14 protein-coding genes and 3 pseudogenes are annotated in these 21,324 nt (G+C 73.3%); 4 read left to right on the plus strand and 13 right to left on the minus strand.

Annotation, left to right across the window (positions count from 1 at the left end):
* Nucleotides 1–37: 37 nt before the first annotated feature.
* Both ACFV1L_RS13145 and ACFV1L_RS13150 read right to left on the minus strand, forming a co-directional pair.
* Nucleotides 38–358 carry a MafI family immunity protein gene (locus ACFV1L_RS13145; RefSeq protein WP_380365379.1) on the minus strand — a complete coding sequence of 107 codons (321 nt, stop codon included), beginning with the start codon at nucleotides 356–358 and terminating at the stop codon, nucleotides 38–40.
* Nucleotides 355–1,504 (minus strand): annotated as a pseudogene (locus ACFV1L_RS13150) (IS630 family transposase). The gene ACFV1L_RS13145 and the pseudogene ACFV1L_RS13150 overlap by 4 nt, the downstream one beginning before the upstream one ends.
* Before the next feature lie 323 nt (nucleotides 1,505–1,827).
* Between ACFV1L_RS13150 and ACFV1L_RS13155 the strand changes: the two are divergent.
* On the plus strand, nucleotides 1,828–1,965 hold the full coding sequence (locus ACFV1L_RS13155) for a hypothetical protein (RefSeq protein WP_380365380.1): 138 nt from the start codon (nucleotides 1,828–1,830) through the stop codon (nucleotides 1,963–1,965).
* Nucleotides 1,966–2,285: 320 nt separating this feature from the next.
* Nucleotides 2,286–3,386, plus strand: a complete 1,101-nt coding sequence (locus ACFV1L_RS13160; RefSeq protein ID WP_380365381.1) for a barstar family protein — start codon at nucleotides 2,286–2,288, stop codon at nucleotides 3,384–3,386.
* Between the two features lie 348 nt (nucleotides 3,387–3,734).
* On the opposite strand, the gene ACFV1L_RS13165 is transcribed toward ACFV1L_RS13160, so the two are convergent.
* From ACFV1L_RS13165 to ACFV1L_RS13190, 6 genes and pseudogenes are all read right to left on the minus strand, one after another.
* Nucleotides 3,735–3,947: a hypothetical protein gene (locus ACFV1L_RS13165; protein WP_380365383.1), complete on the minus strand. Its 213-nt coding sequence runs from the start codon at nucleotides 3,945–3,947 to the stop codon at nucleotides 3,735–3,737.
* 114 nt (nucleotides 3,948–4,061) lie between these two features.
* A complete protein-coding gene (locus ACFV1L_RS13170; protein WP_380365384.1) occupies nucleotides 4,062–4,430 on the minus strand; it encodes an NUDIX domain-containing protein in 369 nt (122 codons plus the stop codon).
* A gap of 275 nt (nucleotides 4,431–4,705) precedes the next feature.
* A complete protein-coding gene (locus ACFV1L_RS13175; RefSeq protein ID WP_380365386.1) occupies nucleotides 4,706–4,894 on the minus strand; it encodes a hypothetical protein in 189 nt (62 codons plus the stop codon).
* Nucleotides 4,891–5,070: a hypothetical protein gene (locus tag ACFV1L_RS13180; RefSeq protein WP_380365387.1), complete on the minus strand. Its 180-nt coding sequence runs from the start codon at nucleotides 5,068–5,070 to the stop codon at nucleotides 4,891–4,893. Before ACFV1L_RS13180 ends, ACFV1L_RS13175 begins: the two co-directional genes overlap by 4 nt.
* A gap of 332 nt (nucleotides 5,071–5,402) precedes the next feature.
* Nucleotides 5,403–6,452: a 5-methyltetrahydropteroyltriglutamate--homocysteine methyltransferase gene (locus ACFV1L_RS13185; protein WP_380365389.1), complete on the minus strand. Its 1,050-nt coding sequence runs from the start codon at nucleotides 6,450–6,452 to the stop codon at nucleotides 5,403–5,405.
* A gap of 107 nt (nucleotides 6,453–6,559) precedes the next feature.
* Nucleotides 6,560–6,736 (minus strand): annotated as a pseudogene (locus ACFV1L_RS13190) (transposase); the annotation flags it as partial.
* Between ACFV1L_RS13190 and ACFV1L_RS13195 the strand changes: the two are divergent.
* Nucleotides 6,702–6,839, plus strand: a pseudogene (locus ACFV1L_RS13195) (IS5/IS1182 family transposase); the annotation flags it as partial. The pseudogenes ACFV1L_RS13190 and ACFV1L_RS13195 overlap by 35 nt on opposite strands.
* 3 nt (nucleotides 6,840–6,842) lie before the next feature.
* Here ACFV1L_RS13195 and ACFV1L_RS13200 read toward each other — a convergent pair.
* From ACFV1L_RS13200 to ACFV1L_RS13210, 3 genes are read right to left on the minus strand one after another with little or no spacing between them, the layout of a single operon-like run.
* Complete coding sequence (locus tag ACFV1L_RS13200; protein ID WP_380365390.1) at nucleotides 6,843–10,046, minus strand: lantibiotic dehydratase; 3,204 nt, start codon at nucleotides 10,044–10,046, stop codon at nucleotides 6,843–6,845.
* On the minus strand, nucleotides 10,043–11,413 hold the full coding sequence (locus tag ACFV1L_RS13205; RefSeq protein ID WP_380365392.1) for a lanthionine synthetase C family protein: 1,371 nt from the start codon (nucleotides 11,411–11,413) through the stop codon (nucleotides 10,043–10,045). The genes ACFV1L_RS13200 and ACFV1L_RS13205 overlap by 4 nt, the downstream gene beginning before the upstream one ends.
* Complete coding sequence (locus ACFV1L_RS13210; protein ID WP_380365394.1) at nucleotides 11,401–12,093, minus strand: hypothetical protein; 693 nt, start codon at nucleotides 12,091–12,093, stop codon at nucleotides 11,401–11,403. The genes ACFV1L_RS13205 and ACFV1L_RS13210 overlap by 13 nt, the downstream gene beginning before the upstream one ends.
* Nucleotides 12,094–13,605: 1,512 nt before the next feature.
* On the opposite strand from ACFV1L_RS13210, the gene ACFV1L_RS13215 reads away from it, so the two are divergent.
* Nucleotides 13,606–13,809, plus strand: a complete 204-nt coding sequence (locus ACFV1L_RS13215) for a hypothetical protein (protein ID WP_380365396.1) — start codon at nucleotides 13,606–13,608, stop codon at nucleotides 13,807–13,809.
* Between the two features lie 63 nt (nucleotides 13,810–13,872).
* Here ACFV1L_RS13215 and ACFV1L_RS13220 read toward each other — a convergent pair whose 3' ends face one another.
* Nucleotides 13,873–18,312 (minus strand): polymorphic toxin-type HINT domain-containing protein, encoded by a 4,440-nt coding sequence (locus tag ACFV1L_RS13220; protein WP_380365397.1) that lies wholly within the window; start codon nucleotides 18,310–18,312, stop codon nucleotides 13,873–13,875.
* 174 nt (nucleotides 18,313–18,486) lie between these two features.
* Nucleotides 18,487–20,532, minus strand: a complete 2,046-nt coding sequence (locus ACFV1L_RS13225) for a trypsin-like serine protease (protein WP_380365399.1) — start codon at nucleotides 20,530–20,532, stop codon at nucleotides 18,487–18,489.
* Between the last annotated feature and the right edge of the window lie 792 nt (nucleotides 20,533–21,324).

Consider the following 21,324-nt stretch of genomic DNA (forward strand, 5'->3'; position numbering starts at 1 on the left):
CTAGTGCTCTGACCGGGAAGGTTCGCCGGGTCAGCGGTCAGTCCTGCTCGGATGCGGCTGCGAGATGGCGACGGCAGAGGTCGGCAGCCGTGAGGTGGGGCTTGTGCAGCGCGTCGCTGTAGAGCCGCGTTCCACGGGCTGCTCGGTCCAGGTGCTGCCAGAAGGCCAGTGGCGTGTCGAGGTCGTCGCCGAGGTCGACCAGGCAGTCGAAGGCGAGGCCCAGCTCGTTGTGCTCCAGGAGCTCAAGCGCCGCTGAGAGTTCGATGTCGGGCAGGCACGCCAGGTGGGCCCGAGCAGTGTCGAGGTGGCCACGGGCTCGGTTCCAACTGGCCTGAAGCGCCTCACGATCAACGGTCATGGCACCAGTGTTGCTGGTGCTGTCCCAGGGGGTCGCGCGACTTTCGCCGGCCGCCCGCCCCAACGGATGCCCTTCTCGCTGCGGATGCGAGCGCGTTCGCGGCATTGAGCGGCGAGGACGTCGGGGTGGCGGGCGTTGGTGCGCCAGCGCAGGTAGGCGTGCAGGGCCAGGGTCTGGACGGTGTGGTTGCGGTGGTTCGAGTTGGCGACCGTGAACTGACGCAGCGGGCCGAAGTGGGCCTCGATCGGGTTGGCCCAGGACGCGTAGGTCGGGGTGAAGCACAGCTCGACGCGGTTCTTCTTCGCCCAGCGCCGGATCTGCTGGCCCTTGTGGGCGGACAGGTTGTCCAGGATGACGTAGATCGGGGCGCCGTCCGGGCGGGCCGCGCGGATCGACCGGAGGGCAGCCAGCGTGTTCGCGGCGCTCTTCTTGCGTCGGTTGACACCCCACAGGGTGTCGTCGCCGCCCGAGTAGCAACCGTGGAAGTCCGCACTCCATGAGTGCGGTGGTAGGTCGCGGGATGCCGCTCAGGATGACCGACAGGTGCCCAGCAGGAGCCGGCAATGGGGCGGATGCCGAGCGGCCCGAACTCGTCGAACGCGAACACCCGGTCCGGGAACCGCTCCAGGACCTCTTGATTCGGTCGAGCTTGGCATCACGCGCGGGGTCCGGGGACTCCTTCCAGGTCTTGGTGCGCTGGAAGGTGACGCCGCGGCGGGCGAGCAGGCACCGTAACGCCTCGCGCCCGATCCGGATCACACGGCCGTGGACTCTGCGCAGGTAGTCGGCGAGTTTGCGGATTGACCAGCGGGTGAAGGGCTGGCCGACCCTGGAGGGGCGGGTGGTGGCCGTCTGGACGACGAAGTCCTCGTCGTCAGGACTGAGAAGGCGGGGACGGCCTCCCGCCCACAGAGGGTCCAGAGCGGCCAGACCGATCTCGTTGAACCGGTGGACCACGTCGCGGACGGTGTCCTCGTCGGCCTGCACCAGCTGGGCGATCACCGGGACCCGGTTCCCCCCGGCCGAGGCCAGCAGCATCATCGCGCGCCGGAACCGAACCGAGCTGGTGCTGCCCCGGCGCACGATCTGCTGCAGCTTCTGCCCCTCCTGGTCGGTCAACCTGCGCACACGGACAGGCTCAGCCACCACACCCCCAACGGTCGGATCAACGGACGCCACCGCACATCCAACCGCCAGAACCACCAACCCGGCGAACCATCCCGGTCAAAGCACTAGGCGAGAAGGTCAAGCCGGACGGTCGCCTCGGCACCGAGCCGAGCCGCCCCTGGCCGATCGCCCACTGGCATGCCCCGGCCGGGCTGAACCGCCGGGGGGCACTGCGGATCCCCGACCTCTACCGGGCTGCTCCGGCAGCCCAGTAGCGGCCTCGGGGTCAGGTCCGGCGCAGGACGGCGGCTGCCTTGCCGAGGATCACGGCGTGGTCGCCGGGGATCGGGAGGTAGGCCGGGTTGTGCGGCACGAGCCAGGTCGCCTCCCGCCGGGTCCGCCGCGAACTCCTCGCGATGCGACCGCTACTGGCCGCCCACGCCCGCCGAGGCATCCGCGGCACCACCGAAACCGCGCACCGCCTGGCAGCAGTCCCGTAGAGCGGACCGGCCGGCCGAGGGCCGACGGCCAGACGGGGCCTGCCGCGGCCGCCCGCACCTGTGCCCGCGCGCCCCGGTGAGTTCCCAGCCGGTGCAGTGGAGCAGGGAGTCCAGCTCCAGGCCCTTCCTGTACCTGTCCATGACGGTGCGGAGACGTCCCCGCTCGGCGAGCCGTAGGGTTGGCGCGCCAAGACGGCCCGGCAGCGGGGAGAAGCGTGCGGTCTGAGGAACATGCGGGGTGGGAGCGGGACTTCCCGGTCCGGTACCACCTGGTACGAGCGGACATTGGTGATGAGGAAGAGGGTGATGAGGAGGAGGGTGTGCTGTGGGGGCGGTGCGCGGCGGTCGAAGGCCTGTTCATGGACGTGCCCCGGCTGCCGCGAGAGGTCCTGACGCTTCGCGGCTGCCCCCGCGAGAGCCTGCTGGTCCAGGCCGTGACGGCCGGCGCCGAGTCGGCGCGGCTGCTGGGGGACGGAGTGCTGTCGATCGAGCCCGTGAACCCCTCCGACGGGCCTTTCCGAGTCTGGGACCTGGAGGACCCGGCCGTCCTGGCCCACTGGCCCACACCCGGCGATCCCGGGCGCGTCGACATCGTCGTCGGCACCGGCATCAGGGAGGACGACTCCTGGGGCGACAAGCGACTGCCCCCGAACCCCCACTTCGACCTGTGGTTCCCCTCGCTCCGAGGGGACAGCCCCTCGGGCAGCTGCCGCTCCATCGACGGCCTGTTCACCCCGCGCCCCCGGCGACCCACCCAGCCCGTGCACCTGGTCGGCTGCGAACCCGCCGCACCACTGCTGGCCCTGCTGTGCCGTCCCCTTCCGCAGACCGGTGACTCGATCGCGCTCTGGTGCCTCGACCGCCACGGCCGCACGATGACCAGGCACCGCCTCGACCTGCACATCGTCGAGGCACGCCCGTCCGTCCTCGGCGGAGCCCTGATCGACATCGCCCTCACCGACCCCGGCGACGACCGCCCCACCCTGGCCGCCCGCCCCGTCTGGGAGATCTGGTCCGACGGCGTTCCCACCCAGCCAAACCAATGGGCACGGTTCGACGCCGAAGGCCGGGCCGAGTGGCTGGACCTCACCCGCATCGGCCCGTATGGGCCGGACGGCCTCTCAGGCGGGACCTACCACCTGGACGGACAGCACGCCACCGACAGGACCGGCATGCTGCTGGCGCTCGGCGAAGCCCTGCTCGGCCCCGGCGCCAACTACGGGAGATGCCTGGACTCGCTGCAGGACCACCTGTGCGGCGGGCCCTCCGTCATCCCCCCTTTCACCCTCGTCTGGCACCACGCCGACATCGCCCGCCACGCCCTCGCCGACCACATCTCGGACCACCACGGCGGCCTGTCCTACTTCGAGATGACCGTGGACCTCCTGCGCGAGTACGGCGTCACAGTCGTGCTCCAGTGAGAGGATGACAGGCAATCCCCGTCCCTCGAAGACGGTGTCCGACAGGCCGTCTTCCGATCACCGGAGGACCACCATGAAGGGCCAGGAGGCACCCTCGATCGTGCCGGAGATGCGGTACGCAGTGGAGATGTCGGTGCCGAGGGCCGCGAGCAGGTCGAGGGCGGCGCTGAAGGACGGGGCACCGGCGACCCGGGCGGCTGCGAGGCGGGTGGGGAGGCTGCCGGCGGTGATCGGGGCGTTCCACTGGTCGGCGGAGAGGGCGAGGCGACGATCGCGCCCGCGGGCGGAATCGACGGTGACCGGCGGCAGGCACCGGAGGTCCGCTCGCGAGGTGTTCGGTTCGGGGTGTCAGTACGTGGAGGCGATCCAGGCGTAGTCGTCGGGGTTGCGCATCTGGGTCAGGACGGTGTGCAGTCCGTTCTCGGGGTGGGCGTCGAGGAGCCAGGGCACGGGTGCGAGGAGGCCGGCGAGAGGGCCGGTGGCCGTCTGGTCGAGGAGGGTGTCGAGCTCGGTGGGGACGGGGTCGTCGACGAGGCAGAGCCGGGCGAGAGCAGCGCTCACCCGGACCTCGGCCGGTCGGGCGAGGCCCCGCCACCACGTGCGGGTGCAGGCGATCGTCGCGCCGTCGCGCTCCTCCCACGCCAGTTGGCCGATCCCAAGGACCAGGCTCGCTCATCACGGCGCGGCGGTCTCCCGGCCGTCGACGAGCACGACCGTCGCAGCCCGCAGGTGGGCCCGCCACAGCGAGGCAAACCAGGCGCTCTGCTCGCTCTGCAGGAACGGCAGCCACTCCTCGAAGGTCCGCCGGGCGAACGCGTCGCGCTCCCCGCTCAACCGCACCGCCGTCCCGGCCGGCACCGGGGCGGCAGCGAACGCGAAGTCGACGACCGGCGGCCACCCGCCCGCCGCGCACCGGTAGTCGACGGCCAGCGGGCGCGCCGGTGCGGCGGGCCGGATGCCGGTCTCCTCGGCGAGTTCGCGCAGGGCGGTGGCCAGGGAGTGTTCGCCGGGGTCGCCGAGGCCCGCCGGCGGCACGGCTGCCACCAGGCGGGGTGCCCGGGGTAGGGGCGGGCCTGGTGGGGCATCAGGATCCGACCGTCCCCGTCCCCGTCGGTGACGAGGACGGAGGCGGGCACGGCGTGCGGGGGCAGGATCGCGGCGAAGGCGGAGGGTTCGAGGGCCTCGGTCACCGTTCCAGCCTCCTTCGTGGCGGTGGGGTCGGTCAGCGGGCGAGCCCGACGGTCAGTTCGGTGTCCGGGCAGCTGCCGAGCAGGCTGCTGCGGGTGCCCGCCCGACGGGTGCCCGGAGACGGGTGGTGGTCAGTCCGGGTAGGCGTAGAGGCTGAGGGCGTCGATCAGGCTCTTGACCAGGTCGCCGAACGGCGTGATCTCCCGGTCGGCGTCGAAGCAGTCCCCGCTGGGCAGAACGCCCGCGAGCTCGTCCGTCAGCTCCTGGGCGTCCTCCTCACCCGGCGGCGAATCCGCGTCGATGTGCCCGGTCCCCCTCACGGGCCGTCCGGCAGCGGCGTGGTCCAGCCGACCGGCCGGCCCCGGTGCAGCAGCTGGTGGACGTCCTCCGCGTGCGGGCCGTCCCAGGAGGCCGCCAGCCAGCCCTCACCGGGCGTCGGGCCCAGGTCGTGCAGGAGGTCCGGCTCGCCGAACCGGATACTCGGGGTGGTGCACACGCGGCGCGGCGCAGCGACTCGAAGTCCGCCCCCGGCCGGCGGGCCGGTGCCACGGATGCGAAACCGCCGGGCCGACCGGCACCTTGCACATGTGCGGCCCCTCGCTGTGCCGCGCCCGTGCCCCGGCCGGGCGGCGCAGCACAGCGAGCCTGTCCGTCACCGCGGTGGCGGCTCCGAACTGCGGGCCTGAAAAAGGGGCTTCCTGGAGGACGACCACCACGGTCCGCTCCACTGCGGAGAGGGGCCGGCCTTCTCGCGCGGCGGCCCGATTGTCCTCGCGGCCGCTGCCAGGGCGCCGGGCCGGGAGGCGCAGGCGTGTGTCGGTGGCCTGGTCAGCCGGCGAGTTGTGCTGCGGCCAGGGTGGTGCCCTGGATGCGGGCGCGGATCTTGGCGAGGGCGGTCTGGCGGGAGGTGGACCGGTCGTCCGCGTAGGGGGCGAAGCCGGTGTCGTCGCAGGTGCCGAGCTGGTCGACCGGGAGGTGGCGGGCGGCGAGGAGCACGCGGTCGCGGACCTGCTCGGCGGTCTCCACCTGCGGGTCGTTGGGGTCGGTGACGCCGACGAACACGCGGATGCCCGGCCGCAGTTGCTGCGCGACGATGTGCAGCACCCGCTCCGGGTCGGGCTCGCTCGCGAGCTGGAGGTAGAAGTTGCCGGCGGTCAGCTCGAACAGGCGCGGCAGTAGGTCCGCGTAGTCGACGTCGAGGCTGTGGGTGGTGTCCTGGTCGCTGCCGGCGCTGGTGTGGACGCCGATCCGGGCGCGCTCGGCTTCGGTGAAGCGGGACAGGACCTGGTTGTTGAGCTCGACGAAGGTGCTGAGGAGGCCGCCGGAGGGGTCGAGCTTGAGGGAGAGTCGGGCTTCTTCGAAGTCGAGCTGGACGCAGTGCGCGCCGGCGTCCAGACAGCCGCGGATGTCCTTCTCCGCCTCGTCGAGCAGGTCGGCGATGAACTGCTCGCGGGGGTAGCCCGCGATGCCGGACGGCGGGTAGAGCAGGCTGAGCGTGGAGGGGGCGACCACCGCCTGCTTGACCGGGACCTTGGCGTACTTCTGGGCGGCCCGCAGGTACTGCTCGGCGCGGGTGCGGTAGCGGAGCGGGCCGGCAGTCAGCGCGGGCAGCTGGCGATGGTGTCCGTCGGCGTAGGGGATGGCCACGCCGTCGGGGCTCAGGTTCTCGGCTCCGTCGACCGGGTAGGTCCAGGCACTGGTCTTGGCCTGCTCGCCGTCGGTGACGACCGGCGAGCCCGCCGCCTCGAGGGCTTCGACGCTCTCGCGGACGGCGACGTCGACGGCCTTGGCCAGGGCCTGGTTGTCACCGCCGGTCATTGCGTTCAGCACGTCGCTCGTGCGGGGAAGGCTGCCGATCGGCTCGGAAGGGATGCTCATGCCAGGACCCTAGGAGCCCTCCTCCCCCGACGCCCAGGCCACCGCGCCGGACCGACCCTCATGAGTGACGAGCCGTCAGCGGGTTGACGCTCCTGCCGGCGCGCGTCTTCGGGCAGGTCGAGCCAGGGAGCCCCGGTGCGGAGCCGCCGCAACACGCCCTTCACGGTCTGTCGATGGTCCCGCCACGGTCGTCCAGCACCATCGCCCTGCGGTGGCAGCGGCTCTGTCCGCGACCACGCCGCGTCCGACCGGAACGTGGTCGAACGATGCTTCGCCCGCCTCAAGCAGTTCCGTGCGATCGCGACCAGGTTCGACAAGCCCGCCGACCGCTACCGCGCCGGAGTCGTCCGGGTCTCGCTGATCCTCTGGCCCCGCGAACCAACCAGATGATCATTTGTCAGACAGGTCTTGGGCCGGCGGCCCGTCCGCAGGACGGACGCTGAGACCCTTGCGGGTGCGCTGGAGCACCTGGACCAGGCGACCCTCGGACGGTTGCCGCCCGGCCAGGAGCCGGTTGCAGTGGAGGTGGACGTAGCTGGCGAACAGTTGGTCCGGGGTGGTGGACAGGCGCCCGGTGACGGCCAGTTCGTCCAGCTGCGCCGTGGCGTCGTTGAGCGCGGTTCGCCGTTGCCGCAGGATCTCCGCCGCCGAGTCCCCGAGCAGGGACGGCCCTTGCGGGGTACCGAGGAGGGTGCGCAGGCGCTGCTGGTGGACGCGGTAGTCCTCGCCGCCTTGGCGCCGGGCCTGTTCGTGGAACTGCCGGGCCTGGTCGGTGTACCAACGCAGCCGGTGCTCGGCGCTCAGGCCGAGCCCGGCCAGGAGGTCGTCGACGGTGACGGCGACGAGTTCGGTGAGGTCTTCCGGTCGGTGCTGCGGGTCCGCGTCGGCGAGCAGGCGCATCACGGCCCTGCTGTCGGCGTGGAACACGGCCTCGCTGACGTCGGTCCCCTCGGTGCCGCCGTACCGCTCGAGCTCGCGGTCGTAGGTGTCGATCACGAGGCGTGAAAGGAGTCCCTCCTCAGCGAGCCGGGATGCGAAGCGGGTGACCTCCGGGAGCAGGTGCCGGGTCAGGGCGTCCGGGTCGCCCTTCCAGCGCAGGCGCAGGTGGGGGTCGGGGTCGGCATAGCGGATGAAGAACCAGTGCTCGGCGAGTCCGGAGGCCTCGGCCATCGCGCACAGCTGTTGCAGGGGGCCGGCCAGGAGCGCGTCCTCCTGGCCGCGGTCGCCGTAGAACTTGGCGAACAGCCAGTTGCTGCCGGGCAGCCGGGTACGGTCGTGGACGGGTGCGGAGCGGGCCGCCCCGTCGACGGCCGTGCGGGGGGAGTCCGAGGTGCGGTCGGGTACGGCCATGCGGTCGGGTTCGGCCGTGCGGGGGGAGCCGGCGAGGGATGGGCGCAGGAGCAGCGGCACCACGAACTCGCTCATGAAGCGGCCGTCGGCACCGGGCACCCAAGCGGAGTCGGTGTCCGGCAGGGCTTCCTGGAGGACGAGTCGGCCGGTGCGGGCCTCGGCCCTGAGCTGCTCGACGTGCTGCGGTTCGTCGAGGTCGAGCAGGAGCCGGTTGTCCGCCACGGTGAGGTACAGGCGCGGCGGTACCGACCAGGTCGTGCGCCACCTGGTCACGTGCGCCGCGAAGGTCTCGGCGTCGTCCGTCCACCCCTCGGCGCCGTCGGCGTCCGGCCGGAGCAGCCAGCGGGCGGGGGAAAGGACGATCCGGCCGTACTGCACCCTGGGCAGGAACGGGAAGCCGGCTGCCGGGCCCCAGTCGAAGGAGCTGAACTCCGGTGTACCGTCCCGGGACACCGCGTCCAGGAAGCGGACGATGGCGGGCGCCTGATGGGTGTTGAGCATGTGGCGGGCTGTGGGGCGCAGTGCGCTGCCGAGGCTGCGGGAGTAGAGGCGGAAGCGGCCGTCCCGCAGCGCGACCAGGATGTCGTCGAGGGGGACGACCCGGTCCGCGGGCACCCCGGGCGGGACGTCCACGACGATCTCGCGCTCGTGGGCGGCCGGCCGCACCACGACGTTGGCCATCCGGTGGACGCGGGGGAGGTAGACGACCTCGGCCGGCAGCCCGGCGTCGGGGTGGTCCCGGCACTCGGCCTCACCGAGGCTGCGCAGCGCCTGCGCCCCGTGCGGGGCGAGCAGGTCGGCGAAGCGCCCGAGCGACCGGCCCGCGCTGCCGGCGCCCAGGTTGGGCCCGACGACCAGGAGGAAGTCCCCGCGGTCCACCGCTTCGGGCGAGGCCGCCGCGACGAAGGCGGACAGCTCGAGTGAGAGCGGTGCCGGCGTGGTCGCCCGGTCCCAGGTGCGCAGCGCCTCGACCGTGTCGTCCGTGAGTTCGACGACGCGCTCCCGGTCCCGCAGCGCCGCCAGTGCGAGGTCGGTCAGCACGCCGGCCCGCCGCGCGTCCGCACCCGGCGGGATGGACGGGTAGGGTCCGTGGACGTGCGCGGGCGGTCCGATACCGGTGCGTTCGTCGAGCATCTCCAGGAGGGGCACCGCGCGGTCGTGGCCGTAGCGTTCGGTGAACACCCTCCGGTAGGCGGCGAGGTCGGGGGGTCCTTCGGGCTGCGGTGACAGGTGCAGCAGGAGTTCGGCGGCCCGGGCGAAGGCCTCGCCGACGGCGGCGCCGACGCGGTCGCCGGCCAGGGGCCGTGCCATGTCGGTCTGGAACACCGGTCCGGTTCCCGGGTGCAGGTTCCTGGCGCATCGGGCGATCTTGCGCCCCAGGGCCGGTGCCCGGGCGGCGGGCGCGTCGTCGAAGTCCGCCATCTCGTCGAGGAGTTCGGCCAGTTCCCGGGCCGTCGGGGCGCAGCCGGGCCGGTCGGTGAGGCGTCGGTGGAGTTCCCCGGCGGGGTCCGCGGTGGTGATCCTGGTCCGGAGGTCCGTGACCAGGAGGCGTTGTTGCCACAGCTGGGTGAGCAGCCGCTCGACCTGCTCCGGGCTGCCGGTGGTCCGTTCCACCAGGTGCCGGTGCAGCTCGGCGTACGGGACCGGGCGCCGGGCGGCCCGGAGCACTTCGCGCACCGCTGTGGTCAGCCGGACCGAGACGGCGGGCCCGGCCGCGTCGTCGGCGAGGAGCAGGCGCCCGTGGTGCTCGACGGCGCGCGCGTCGACGGTCCAGCGGCTCTCCTTGCGGACGGCCGGGTCCTGTTCGAGTGCGAGGCAGAGGTCGGTGAGCCAGCCCATGTCGGGGCGGGTGCGGATCCGGTCGCGGTCGTTGCGGACGGCCAGTGTGGTGCGCTCGCCCCAGCTCGCGAGGGAGACCCCGGCGAAGGCCCCGTAGGGAGTCGGCCGGGTGCTCATCCGGATGAGGTAGCGGGCGAGCTTCAGCCGGGCCCGGGCGGCGTCACGGACGCTCGCCCCGGGGCGCTGCAGTGCCTCCAGCAGGTCGGGGCTCGAGACGGCGAGCGCCCGCAGCACGCGGGGGTCGGCGAGGGCCTGGTGCGGGTCGGCGTCGACGGCCGCGCCCGGCCCGCTCGCCGGCAGCAGCGGAGTGCGGACGATCAGCCAGGGTGCGGGCCGGTAGAGCGCGCCGTCGGCCGTACCCGGATCGGTGGCGGCCCCGGCGCCGTGGCGGCGACGCGCCGTCATGACAGCGCCAGTGCCCGGTCCCACGTCGGCTCCCGGGCCGTCGCGGCGGCGAGCAGGACCAGGGCGACACCTCCCGCCCCGTCGAGGAATCCGGGCTGGTCCACCAGGTTGCCCCCGGGTTCGACGGCCGCGATGCCCATCGGCCGCCGCGGGTCGACCTGGGCGAGGATCTGCTCGGTGAGCTCTGCGGCGGCGGCCGTGAACACGGGCAGCCCGGTGTCGCAGGCGAAGCGGAGCGTCACCTGCAGGAGGCCGGCGACGCCGTGGCAGAGGGTGGGGGAATCGATGAGCCGCTCCCGCACGGGGCGGCGGTAGACGGCCTCCATCGCTTCCACCGCCGTGCAGCAGAGGTCTTCCTCGCGCAGCGCGCGGCCCGCCAGCCACAGCGCCCTGGCGATGCCCGGGCTGCCGTAGCACCACGCGGTGCGGGTGGGGCGGTCGGCGCGTCCTTCGGTCGGCCCGTGTCCGCCGTCGACCAGCGGGACGACGGCGGGCCAGTTCGGGCCGGCCGCGTCGTTCTCCCGGTGCGCCACCAGCCACCGGGCCAGCACCCGGATGGCGGCTGTGAGCCCCTCGACCTCGACGCCTTGGCGGGATGCCAGGGCCATCAGCGCCAGCGGCCCCGGAATGCCGTGGGCCAGACCGCAGTTGAGGTTGCCCAGCGGGTACGTGCGGGCCTGGTCCTCGTCGTGGAGCAGCGCCGCCGGGGTGTACCAGGCGGGTGGCGGCCCCTCGGCCAGTGCGAGGCCGACCAGCGCGCGCAGCACGTGGGGCAGCGCCGGGTGGGGCGGGCGGTCCGTGCCGGGCGGGAGAAGGTAGGTGGCGATTCCGCTCAGCCCGGAGATGAGGTCGAAGGCCGACACCGGCACCCCGCCCGCTCGGGACGGTGCGTCCCGTGCGGACAGTGCGGCGGCCTGGGCGAGGCACGCCACGGCGATGTGTCCGTCGAGCACGGTGCGAAGGCTCCGGTAGTGCCGGCCGCCCCCCAGCAGCTCGGCGGTGAGCGCGACGCCGCTCAGACCGGCGAACACTCCCGACGGGGCGCCCCCGCGCCGCTCGACGGCCGCCACCGACCGCGACAGGTGCGCGTGGCCGGCGCGGTCCCACCCCTCGCCCGGAAAGCAGCTGTGCAACTGTGCGCACAGGAGGGCCTGGCCGGTGCTCCCCTGCGCCAACGACACCGGATCCCAGTGCACGGCCTCGGGGAACCTCGTCTGCCGGGCGGCCAGGCCGACCGCCTCCTCGACCCGTGCGGGATCGGCCGCCCGCTCCGCGATCAGACGGGCCGCCGCGAGCGCACGGGCTTCGATGCCGGGTCCGAGCCGCCGCACCCACGGGCCCGCGTCCCGCGGTGTCACATCATGCATATCGTGACCGGCCTGCACGTCGGGAGGTGCGGGTTGCACGTCTCGCAGGTCACACACGTCTGGTGGGCGCAGGTGTCGCACGTGTGGCAGGTGGCCCCTTGGCAGGTTGCGCAGGTCGCCTGGTCGCAGGTCCGGCACGTGGCCTCACCACAGGTGTGACAGGTGCCCTGGCCGCAGGTCTGGCAGGTGTTGCCCCGGCAGGTGTCGCAGGTCGCGCCCTGACAGGTGCGCGGCTTGCACACCGTGAACCCGGTGGGACAGTCCCCCTCGGTCGCGCAGCCGAAGTCGGTCGGGCACCCGCCGAACGTCGGCCCGGGGCACTCGGCCTCCCAGGTCTGGGGTGCCAGCGGCTGGACCGGCTGGGCGCGCGGTGGGCGCGCCCCCAGCCTCAGGTCGAGGTCGAACTCGTCCTCCGGCGTGGCCGTCTCGACCTGGGTGAAGCGCACCGTCGCATTGCGCCGGAGCGTCACCTCGGTCGCCTCCAGCCCGACGAAGGGCGGCTGCCCGGTGCCGACGGTCCGCACCGACAGCACGTCCGAGGAGGCGAACTCGGCGTAGTAGTCGAGCTGCTTGTTGAAGTACAGCCGCCGGTGGCCCGCGCGGTCGCTGTCCCCCAGCAGCCCACTGAGAGTGATGGTTCTGGTCGGCGGCTCCGCCGGGTCGGCCAGACGTTCTGACACGAAATCATCCTGCGGGCGGTCACCGATGCCGCTGGGATCCCGGGGTTCCGGGTTCTCGCCAGCCATGTCGACCTCGAGAAATGCTCGTTCACTTGCCACGGAGGTCCGGAAATGGCGCGTGCCGCCCGTCCATTCACCGCATGCCGAACCTCATCGGGACTGGAAGCCCGGGCTGAAGGACACTCGCCCCTGGTAACACAGGGTCACTTCTGTTCTGCTCTCTCCTCCCATCGTGGTCCTCCGGACACGTGCCCGCACCTCCTCGTGGCGTCGCCCGGCGATCCGGCACGGGGTGTCACCTTCCGGGCCGCCGGCTGCGGCGCGGGGCGTCCGCGCCGCCCTCGGGACAGCAGCCCTGCCGCGCTGCGGAGCGCCCTGCAGGAAGTCGACCAGCAGGCGCGTACCTCGTACGGCGGGCTCGGCAGGTGGCAGGCCCAGGGCAGTCCGAGGTACCGGCAGCGGACCGTCAGTCCGGTGTCCCCCAAGTCGAACGCCGTGAAGCGCCGCGTCCCGTCCGGGTGCTGGCCGTTGGTGAGGTTGAGCAGCGCCTGCCGGGTCCTGTCCCGTTCGGGCCCGGCCCGGTGCAGGGCCGGCCGGCACCTCGCCGTGATCGAGGGCATCGCGTAGAAGGGCCCGTCCGAGGACTGGCCCGCCTCCGACTCCCCCAGCAGCCGGTGAAGGACATGGCCTTCGAGCGGTAGCGGCAGCGAGCGTGTTCGTCGCCACGTCCGACTGCACCTGACCCGGCACTCTGATTCGCCAGGACACCGGCTGGTGATCAGACCGTCTCTCCCACCGCTTTCCGCTCTGCCGCGTGCTTTTGCGCCTCGTCGAACGCGGCCTGCCGTCGCCTGTCGACTTCCGCAGGTCTCCGGTGGCCGCACTCGATGACATTGCCCGCCCTGTCGACGACTTCCGCGTGGCTGTCACCGTTCTCGGTCCAGACGGCGACGTTCTCGATCCTTGCCGACCGGTCGTTGTCATCCGCCCGGAACCATGTCCGCAACCCTGGCCACGTCCACGGGCCGGCCGGCCCGGCTACGACAGGACCGCCCGCGCGGCGAGGGTCGGGCGGTGCAGCGGACTTCCCGGTTGAGCGGCCGGAGCGTCAGACCGGCAGGTGTGCCCAGACCGGGGATCGGGCGCTCCGGGCCGAGGCGGCCTGACCCGTCGTCAAACGGTCAGGTTGGGCCGGTGCCAGGATGCCGGACACCGGCATCGACATCCCGGAGTTCAACATCACCTTCCAGGCCGCCGATGGCCGCCGCTGGTTCAAGTCGCCCACCTCCTTGCGCCGGCAGATCCCCGTCGCAGCGGGCAGGACGAGAAGGACAAGTCGGCATCTGGAGGGCCGACTCCTGCCAGCCGTACACCGGGGGCGGAGGAACTCGCGCACGCTGGCGCGACCGGCGGTACCTGCCGGGCCGACGAGTGCGGCGGAAGGACAAGGTGCGGGTAGCGGAGGCGGTGGCCGACGGAGGGGTGTGCGGTGCCGCTGCTACCCTCTGGCCTGTGGAGCAGCTACCGGACAGTGTCGACCTGGACATCTTCGAGCGCAGGATCGGCGCCGCGCTGATGACGATCCGTCAGGTGCGCGGCTGCAACCTGCACGGCGCGCTCGACGTCTTCACGGAGCGGTACGAGGTGTTGCGGCGTGAGCAGCCCGATCGGTTCCGGTTGACGCGCGAGGAGTACAGCGAAGGCGTCTACACCTGAGACGGCAGCCCGAAGGCCCGGCACCCACTGCGACAGCGGGGCCGGGCCTTCGGGTCGGCCGGGTCAGCCCGTCGGGCGGGTGAACTTCGGTGCTGCCTTGGTGTAGTGGCCGGGTGTGCCGACCAGCATGGAGGGGTCGATCTCGACCTCGGTCAGTCCGTAGCGGGCGCAGTTGCGTCCGGAGAAGGTGTTGCGGGCGGCGTCCTTGAGGCTCATGCCCTTCAGCAGGTTCTCGTTGAACTCCTTCAGGTTCGAGTCGAGGGCCACGCCCCAGTCCGCGTCGAACCTGCGGACGTTCTCGGGCTTGAAGTGGGCCATGACCTCGTCGAACATCTGCCAGCCCGGGGTCGTGCTCGCCCCGCGGATGATGACCATGGAGAGTGCGCCGTCCTCCAGGGTGCCGATGAGCTCGGTGTCCTCGGTGGTGTAGTCCCCGTAGTACTCGCAGATCTCGGTGTTGTGGACCAGGACGGCGGTGCTGCCGGCCTGCACGTAGTAGGTGTGGAGTCCTTCCACGGACAGGTTGTAGGCGGGTTCGAGGCCGGTCCAGTGGCGCACGGACGCGACCTGGACGGCGGCGCCGGTGTCGGTGCGCAGCGTGTCGCCGGGGATCACGGTGGCGGCGTCGGCCCAGGCCTGCCGGTCCTGCACCCAGAAGGGGTGGTGGTCGGTGGCGGTGAGGGTGCCGGTGGTGCCGTCCTGGCCCCGGACGGTGAGTTCGGTGAACTCGCGGTCGTCGGGGGTGCGGATCGTCGCGGTGACGGTGCGAACCCCGGTCTCGCCGGTGGCCGGGTCGCTGGCGAGCACCCGGTCGCCGGGCCGGACGGTCTCGATGGGCCGGGTGGTGCGGTCGGCCATCAGGACGGGGGTGCCGGCGAGGAAGCTGTTGGGCCGGGTCTTGCACTTGGCGAGGGCGTTGCGGGCCGCTTCCATGCGCTCGACGAGGGCGCGGTCCACGTACGGGTTGGCGCGGATCGCGGCGAGTGCCTCGTCGATTCCGACGCCGCTGCGCAGTGAGGCGCGGACCGCTTCGATCATGTCGGCGGCCTGGGTGAGCTTGGCGGCGGCGCCGGCCTTGTAGCCGTCGAGGCTCGCCTGGACGGCGAGTTTGGCGTCCTCCAGCCCGATGCCGGTCTCCAGGGCGAGGCGGAAGGCGGCGATGCCCTTGACGCCCTTGGCGAGCGTGCCCCAGGGGATGAAGTTGGAGGCCGCCCATGCGCAGGAGGCGTTGACGCCGGGGTTGTTCCAGCACTTGACGAAGTCGCCGGTGAGCGCTTCGAAGATCATCTGGTTGGTGCTCTTGTACTGCTTCTTGACCGTGGTCTCGTAGGTGACGTCGGTCAGCGTCTGGCTGTCGACGAGGACGGTCTCCCACGTCGAGTACCGGCCGAGGCAGGTTGCGATGGCGAGCCCGGGTTCGGGGCAGGTCTTGAGGAAGTAGTCGAGGGTGCCGGTGGCCTTGACGGTCACGGGCTGGTCGCAGACGAGGTTCTTGCCCTCCTCCCTCCAGTTGCTGAGCAGGACGGCCATGAACTCGGGGTCGTACTCGACGCAGTGGGTGCCGTGCTCGGTGTAGCTGTACTTCACGTCGGGCCGCGGGACCATCACGATGTACGAGACCCGGCCGAGGCTGTCGACGACGGCGGTCTCGTTCTGCAGCTTTCCGTCGTCGTTGTCGGCCTGCTGCTTCCGGCCGACCTCGGCCGCGGCGTCCCGGGCGGCCTGCTGGGCCTCCTCGGCGCTCTTTCCGGCCGCGGTGGCGGCCGCCTGCGCCCGGGTCTTGGCGTCCTGGGCGTCGGCGGCGAACTGCTTGGCCTTCGCTTCGTAGCCGGCGGCGGCGGTGGCCGAGTACTCGGCGCGGTGGGCGGCGGCGTCGGCGCTGGCGGCGGAGGCGCGGGCCTGCTTGGCGTATCCGGCGGCCCGATCGGCGGAGGCGCGGGCCTGGCGGGCGGACTCGGCGGCCTGCGCGGCCCAGTTCGCTGCCTCGTCGGCGGAGGCCCGGGCCTGGCCGGCGTAGGCGTTGGCCTCGTCGCTGGCGCCGCGGGCGGTGGCGTAGGCCGCTGCCGCTTCGGCCGCGTACTGGCTGGCCAGGGCGGTGTTGCCGTCGATGTCCTGCAGGTACGCGGCGACGGTGGCGACGTGCGCGGCGGTGACGGCGTCGCGTTGCTGGGCCTTGGCCAGGCCGATCTTCAGGAAGGGTTCGAGGCCGGAGGTGGGGCCGGACATGACGGCCTGGGCCGCGGCCTGGACCTCGGGTCCGCCTCCGGAGATGGCCTGGGAGACCAGCAGCCGGTTGTCGTCGTCGCGGGCCGCGTACTGGCCGGTGGCGAGGAACGCACGAACGTCCTCGATGGTGCCGTCCAGCGCCTTGCCGGCGGCCTCGCGCACCCGCGGCCCACCGGAGGACATGATCTTCGACAGGGCCAGCCGGTCGTCGTCGTCCTTGCCCGGATACGCCCCGGTGGCGAGGAACGCCCGCACCTGTTCCGGAGTGCCGACCGCGGCCGTCTCGGCGGCCAGCCGCTGCTCGATCTTGGTCGCGGCGAGGGCCTGGGCGGTGACGCTGGCGCGGTCGTCGCGGAGCTTGGCGGTCTCCAGATCCGTCGTCAGGAAGGCCATGACGTCGGCGTCGTGGCCCTCCAGGGCGCTCTGCGCCGCGCCCTGGACCCAGGGGCCGCCGGTGCTGAGCAGCCGGGTGGCGGCCAGGCGGCCCTTGGCGACCGCGGTGGCCGGGTCGGTGCCGGCGGCGGTGGCCTCGGTCAGCAGGCGCTGGGTGTCGGCGGCGAGCGCCGTGGCCTTGCCGGACTCCCACGCCGCGTCCTTGGCCTTGCGGGCCTCCTCGAAGTAGGCCTGCTCCGCGGCGGCGGTCTGCGCGGCCTGCTCGGCGGCCAGCCGCTCGGCGTCGGCGGCGCGGGCGATGTCGGTGACCTTGTGGGCCTGCTCCGCCGTCTGCGCGGCGGTGTCGGCGGCGGTCCGGGCCGCTTCGGCGGCGGCCTTCGCGGTGGCGGCGGCGGTGGCGGCCTCGCCCGCGTGGGCGGCGGCCTGCTCGGCCGCGGCAGCAGCCGCCTCGGCATGGGCGGCGGAGGCGTTGGAGGCGCGTTGGGCCTCGTCGGCGGCGGCCTTCGCCTCGGCGGAGATCTTCGCGGTTGCGGCGGAGGCGCGACGTGCCTCGGCGGCGGCCGATCGGGCGCGGTCGGCGGCCCGGCGGGCTCGTTCCGCGGCGTCGCTGGTCACCCCCGACTGGGTGGAGGCCTCCAGTGCGGCGTCCGCAGCGGCCTGGGCGTTGTCGCCGGCGAGTTTGGCGGCCGCAGTCGCGTCGTTGGCCTGCTGGGTGGCGCGGCCGGCCCACTGGGCGGCCTCGCCGGCCGTCTTGGCGTCGGCGGCGGCCTTGCGCGCGACGACCGCCGCGTCCCTGGCGGCCGCGGCGTCCGCGGCGTTGCTCCCGGCCCGGCCGGCGGCGGCCTGCGCCCTGGCGGCGGCCTCGCCGGCGAGTCCGGAGGCCCGGGCGGCGTCGGCGGCCGCGGAGGCGGCCTGGCGGGCGGCCTCGTTGGCGCTGGAGGCTGCCCGGGAGGCGGTCTGGGCGGCCTTGGCCGCCCGGTCGGCGGCGTCGGCGGCCTTGCCCGCCGCGTTGGAGGCTTTCTTCGCCTCGCCCTGGGCCTGCCGCGTCTCGTCGGCGGCCCGCTGCGCGGCCTGCTTGGCCAGTGCGCTGGCGTCGACGGCCTTGGCGGCGGCGTCCTTCGCCGCGCGGGACTGCTCGCCGGCCTGGTCGGCGGCGTTCTTGGTGAGGTCCGCGAGCTGGGCGATGTCGAGGGTCTCGGCGTCGTGCGCGGCGGCGGTCTGGTAGCCGTAGCGCAGGAACTCCCGGACGTCGTCGATGCTGCCGTCCAGGGCCAGGCCCGCGGCCTTGCGGACCTCCGGTCCGCCGGAGGACATCAGCTGGGACAGCTTCAGCCGGTCGTCGTCCTCCTGCGCCCGGTACTGGCCGGTCGTCAGGAACGTGTTGACATCGTCGATGCTGCCGTCCAGGGCCAGGCCCGCGGCCTTGCGGACGGCCGGTCCGCCGGAGGACATGATCTGCGACAGCTGCAGCCGCTGGTCGTCCTCGAACGGCCGCTTGTAGCCGGAGTCGACGAACGCCTGCACGTCGGCCGCCGTACCGGCGAGGGCCTTGCGCGCGGCGTCGCGCATCCACGGCCCGGAACCCGCGACGAGTTCCTCCACGCGGGCGCGCAGGTCCTGCTCGGAAGCGGCCGCGCGGCCGGCCGCCAGGAACGCGGCCACATCCGTGTCGGAGCCCGCCAGCGCCGTCTCGGCGGCCCGCCTGACGACCGGCCCGCCGGCCTTCCACGCGGCGACGGCGGCGACGCGGTCGGCGACGGGCCCGACCGGCGGCGCGGTGTCGGCGACGGCCGGCACGGCCAGCATGCTGCCGAGCAGGCCGCCGAACGCCAGCCCGACGGCGGCGCGCAGACGCAAGGCCTGGTGTTGTCTGGTGATCTTCATCGAAGATCCGCAATCCCCTCAGGGTCGTACGGCCCGGGCCGGGTCCGGTCGATCGGGTCGGATCGCCCGGCAGGCCGGTGGACCGCTGGCTCGAAGCGCCGGTGCCGCGGGCGGACCCGCGACCGGCGGCGGCCGCAACCGGGGTCGCGGCCGCCGCCGGGTGCACGGGCGGGGTCAGATGATGTAGGCGGTGACCGCGCTGCGGTCGTGGGTGCCGGTGGTGCCGGCGAGGTTCGGCGCGGTGACCTCGGCCCACGTCCCGTCGGCCCGGCGGGCCGTCCACAGCAGGCGGTTGTCGCCGGTGGTGATGGTGAACTGGACCTGGCTGTCGACCGTCGAGGCACTGATCGAGGTGGCGGTCAGCCCGCCCCAGACACCGGCCAGATCGGCGAACGGCTGCCAGCTCCGGTCGGCGCGGCGGACGGTGTGGAACTGGCGGGCGCCGTTGTCGACCAGCACCGCGACGTGGGCGTCGCTGCCCGCACCGGCGATGGTCACGCCGCTGATCGGGCCGGTCGCCCCAGCGGCCTGGGCGACGTCGCCCCACCCGCTCCACGTGCCGGCCGCGGCGCGGACGGTGTGGTACGCCTTGCCGCCGGCGACGGCGACGACCTGCAGTTCGTTGCCGACGTTCGCGATCGCCGCCGTGGTGACGACGCCGATCGGGCCGGTGACGCTCTGCACGTCGCCCCAGCCGCTCCAGGTGCCGTTGGCGTCGCGCATGGTGTGGTACACCTTGCCGCCGGCGACGACGACCACGTGCAGGTCCCAGCCGATGGACACGGTGGAGACCGCGGTGATGCCGGCCAGCGCCCGGCCGCTGCCGGTCAGGTCGGTGCGGGGGCTCGCGATGATCGCGGCGCCCGGCCAGGGCCGCTCGGCGCGCAGCGCGGAGTGCCACAGGTGGCCGTCGGTACCGAGCGCGACGAGGTGGGTCTCGTTGTTGATGCCGGTCTGCGCGAACGCCTTCACGCCGCCCGAGACGCCGGTGCGGGCCTGGATGTCGGTGAAGTCGGTCGTGGTGCCGTCGGCGAGGCGCACCGCCCGGTAGAGGGCGCCGTTGTCGCCGTTGACGAGCACGGACGCCTTCCAGCCGGGGTCGGTGGCGCGGGCCGCCTGCAGCCAGCTGCCGAGGCCGTCCGCCCGGATCGCCCGGGCGCCGGTCTGCGGGGAGGCCGTACCGGCGCAGCCGCCCTGCCAGGCCCGCGAGACGATCCCGCTGATCGCGCCGGCGGCGTCGACCAGCGGAGCACCGGTGTCGCCGGCGCAGATCGGGGCCGCGCCCGCGGCCGGCGCGAGGTCGATGTCGGTCACGGACAGCGTGCCGACGGTCTGCGCGGTGGTGCGGGGAGCGGCGCTCCACCACGTGGTGGCGGTGCGGCCGAAGCCGGTGGCCTTGAGCGTGTCGCCGCCCGCGGGGGCGCTTGCGGCGATCTTCAGCGGAGTGACGTCGGTGACCGGCGTGGCGAGGCGGGCCAGCACGGCCTTGCGGTCCGGGTGGGTGCCGAACTCGACGACGTCGACGGTGTGTCCGCCGACGGTGAAGGTCGTCCTGGTCGCCGGGGCACCCTGGTTGAGGATCGGGAGATCGGCGTTGGGACGGAACGGGTCGGCGATGCAGCCGGTGGAGGTCAGCACCCACTGCGGGTCGACCAGGGTGCCGGTGCAGCCGCGGGAGCCGGCCCGGCCGGGAACGCCGACGGCGAGCGCGCCGACCGCCGGGAGCTCCGGGGCGGCCACCGGGGCGGCCGGGCCGTCGCCGGCCAGGAGCTCCAGGAGCATCGCGGGCTTGTTGCCGGTCTGGTTGTCGGCCTCGCCGACCGGCGTCCAGGTGTTCTTCGCGATGTCGACGCTGCTCGTCGCGCCGTCGCTGCTGAGCGTCGCCTTGATCGCGTGGCTGTCGCCCTTGATGTTGATGACGTTCGCGGTCTCCACCGCGAGATAGCCGGACGGGCCGGTGACCTTGAAGCAGACCTCCGCCGGGGTCGCCACCTGGCGCACCACCCGGACCAGTGCCGACTCCGACGCGCAGTCGGCCAGCTTGATGTTCCCGTCTCCGGTCTTCAGGGTGAGGCTCTGCTCCGCCAGGATCTTCGCCGCGTCCGGGTAGGCGAACGTCTCCACTGCCAGCGGCGGCGGTGCCTCTTCCGCGGCGGCGGCCGGTGCCAGGGTGGCCGCCCCCGGTATTGCCAGCAGGGCCGCCAGCAACGGAACGGGCATCTTAACTCTGCGCAAAATCATCCCCCCATGCCGAGAATTCGGACATTTTGATGCGGGCAAACAAATCGAACATGATCAAGCTATCGGAATTCCCCCGCAGCCGTCGACAACGGATTCCCCGACCGGATGAAGCAGCCCATTTCGTATGCACCGTCCCATCCGATACGAACCGTCACAACTCGGACCCCTCAGCTGGCTTGACGACCCGTCGGCCAGCGGGGGCGAGCAGGCCGCGCCTCCTCCGCAGAAACGGCGCCGGCCGCGACGCGAATGCGCGGGCGCGGCCCCGCGACGACACTCCGGACGACGGCTGCACACGGGCCGGACGCGGCGGGCCAGCGGCGAATCCGCGCACTCGCCGCACGCCGGTCCGGCCTGTCGGCGACAGCGGCCGGGCCGGGCCGCTGGGCATGGGCGACAGGCCGAAGCGGATTCCCCGACGGGACAAAGCAACCCATTCCCATGCACCGTCCCACCCGATACGAACCGTCACAGCTCGGACCGCGCGGCCCCGCGACGACACTCCGGCGGCGCTCCGGACGACGGCTGCACACGGGCCGGACGCGGCGGGCGAGCGGCGAATCCGCGCACTCGCCGGACGCCGGTCCGGCCTGCCGGCCACAGCGGCCGGGCCGAGCAGCTGAGTATGGGCGACAGGCCGAAGCGGATTCCCCGACGGGACAAAGCAACCCATTTCCCATGCACCGTCCCACCCGATACGAACCGTCACAGCTCGGACCGCGCGGCCCCGCGACGACACTCCGGCGGCGCTCCGGACGACGGCTGCACACG

Origin of the sequence: Kitasatospora sp. NPDC059646, assembly GCF_042734615.1 — a bacterium.
GTDB lineage: Bacteria > Actinomycetota > Actinomycetes > Streptomycetales > Streptomycetaceae > Kitasatospora.

Bases quoted from the DNA above. Each gene is read 5' to 3' on its own strand.
- ACFV1L_RS13145 (WP_380365379.1), bottom strand. From the start codon at position 358: ATGACCGTTGATCGTGAGGCGCTTCAGGCCAGTTGGAACCGAGCCCGT.
- ACFV1L_RS13185 (WP_380365389.1), bottom strand. From the start codon at position 6,452: ATGAGCATCCCTTCCGAGCCGATCGGCAGCCTTCCCCGCACGAGCGAC.
- ACFV1L_RS13200 (WP_380365390.1), bottom strand. From the start codon at position 10,046: ATGACGGCGCGTCGCCGCCACGGCGCCGGGGCCGCCACCGATCCGGGT.
- ACFV1L_RS13205 (WP_380365392.1), bottom strand. From the start codon at position 11,413: ATGCATGATGTGACACCGCGGGACGCGGGCCCGTGGGTGCGGCGGCTC.
- ACFV1L_RS13220 (WP_380365397.1), bottom strand. From the start codon at position 18,312: ATGAAGATCACCAGACAACACCAGGCCTTGCGTCTGCGCGCCGCCGTC.
- ACFV1L_RS13225 (WP_380365399.1), bottom strand. From the start codon at position 20,532: ATGCCCGTTCCGTTGCTGGCGGCCCTGCTGGCAATACCGGGGGCGGCC.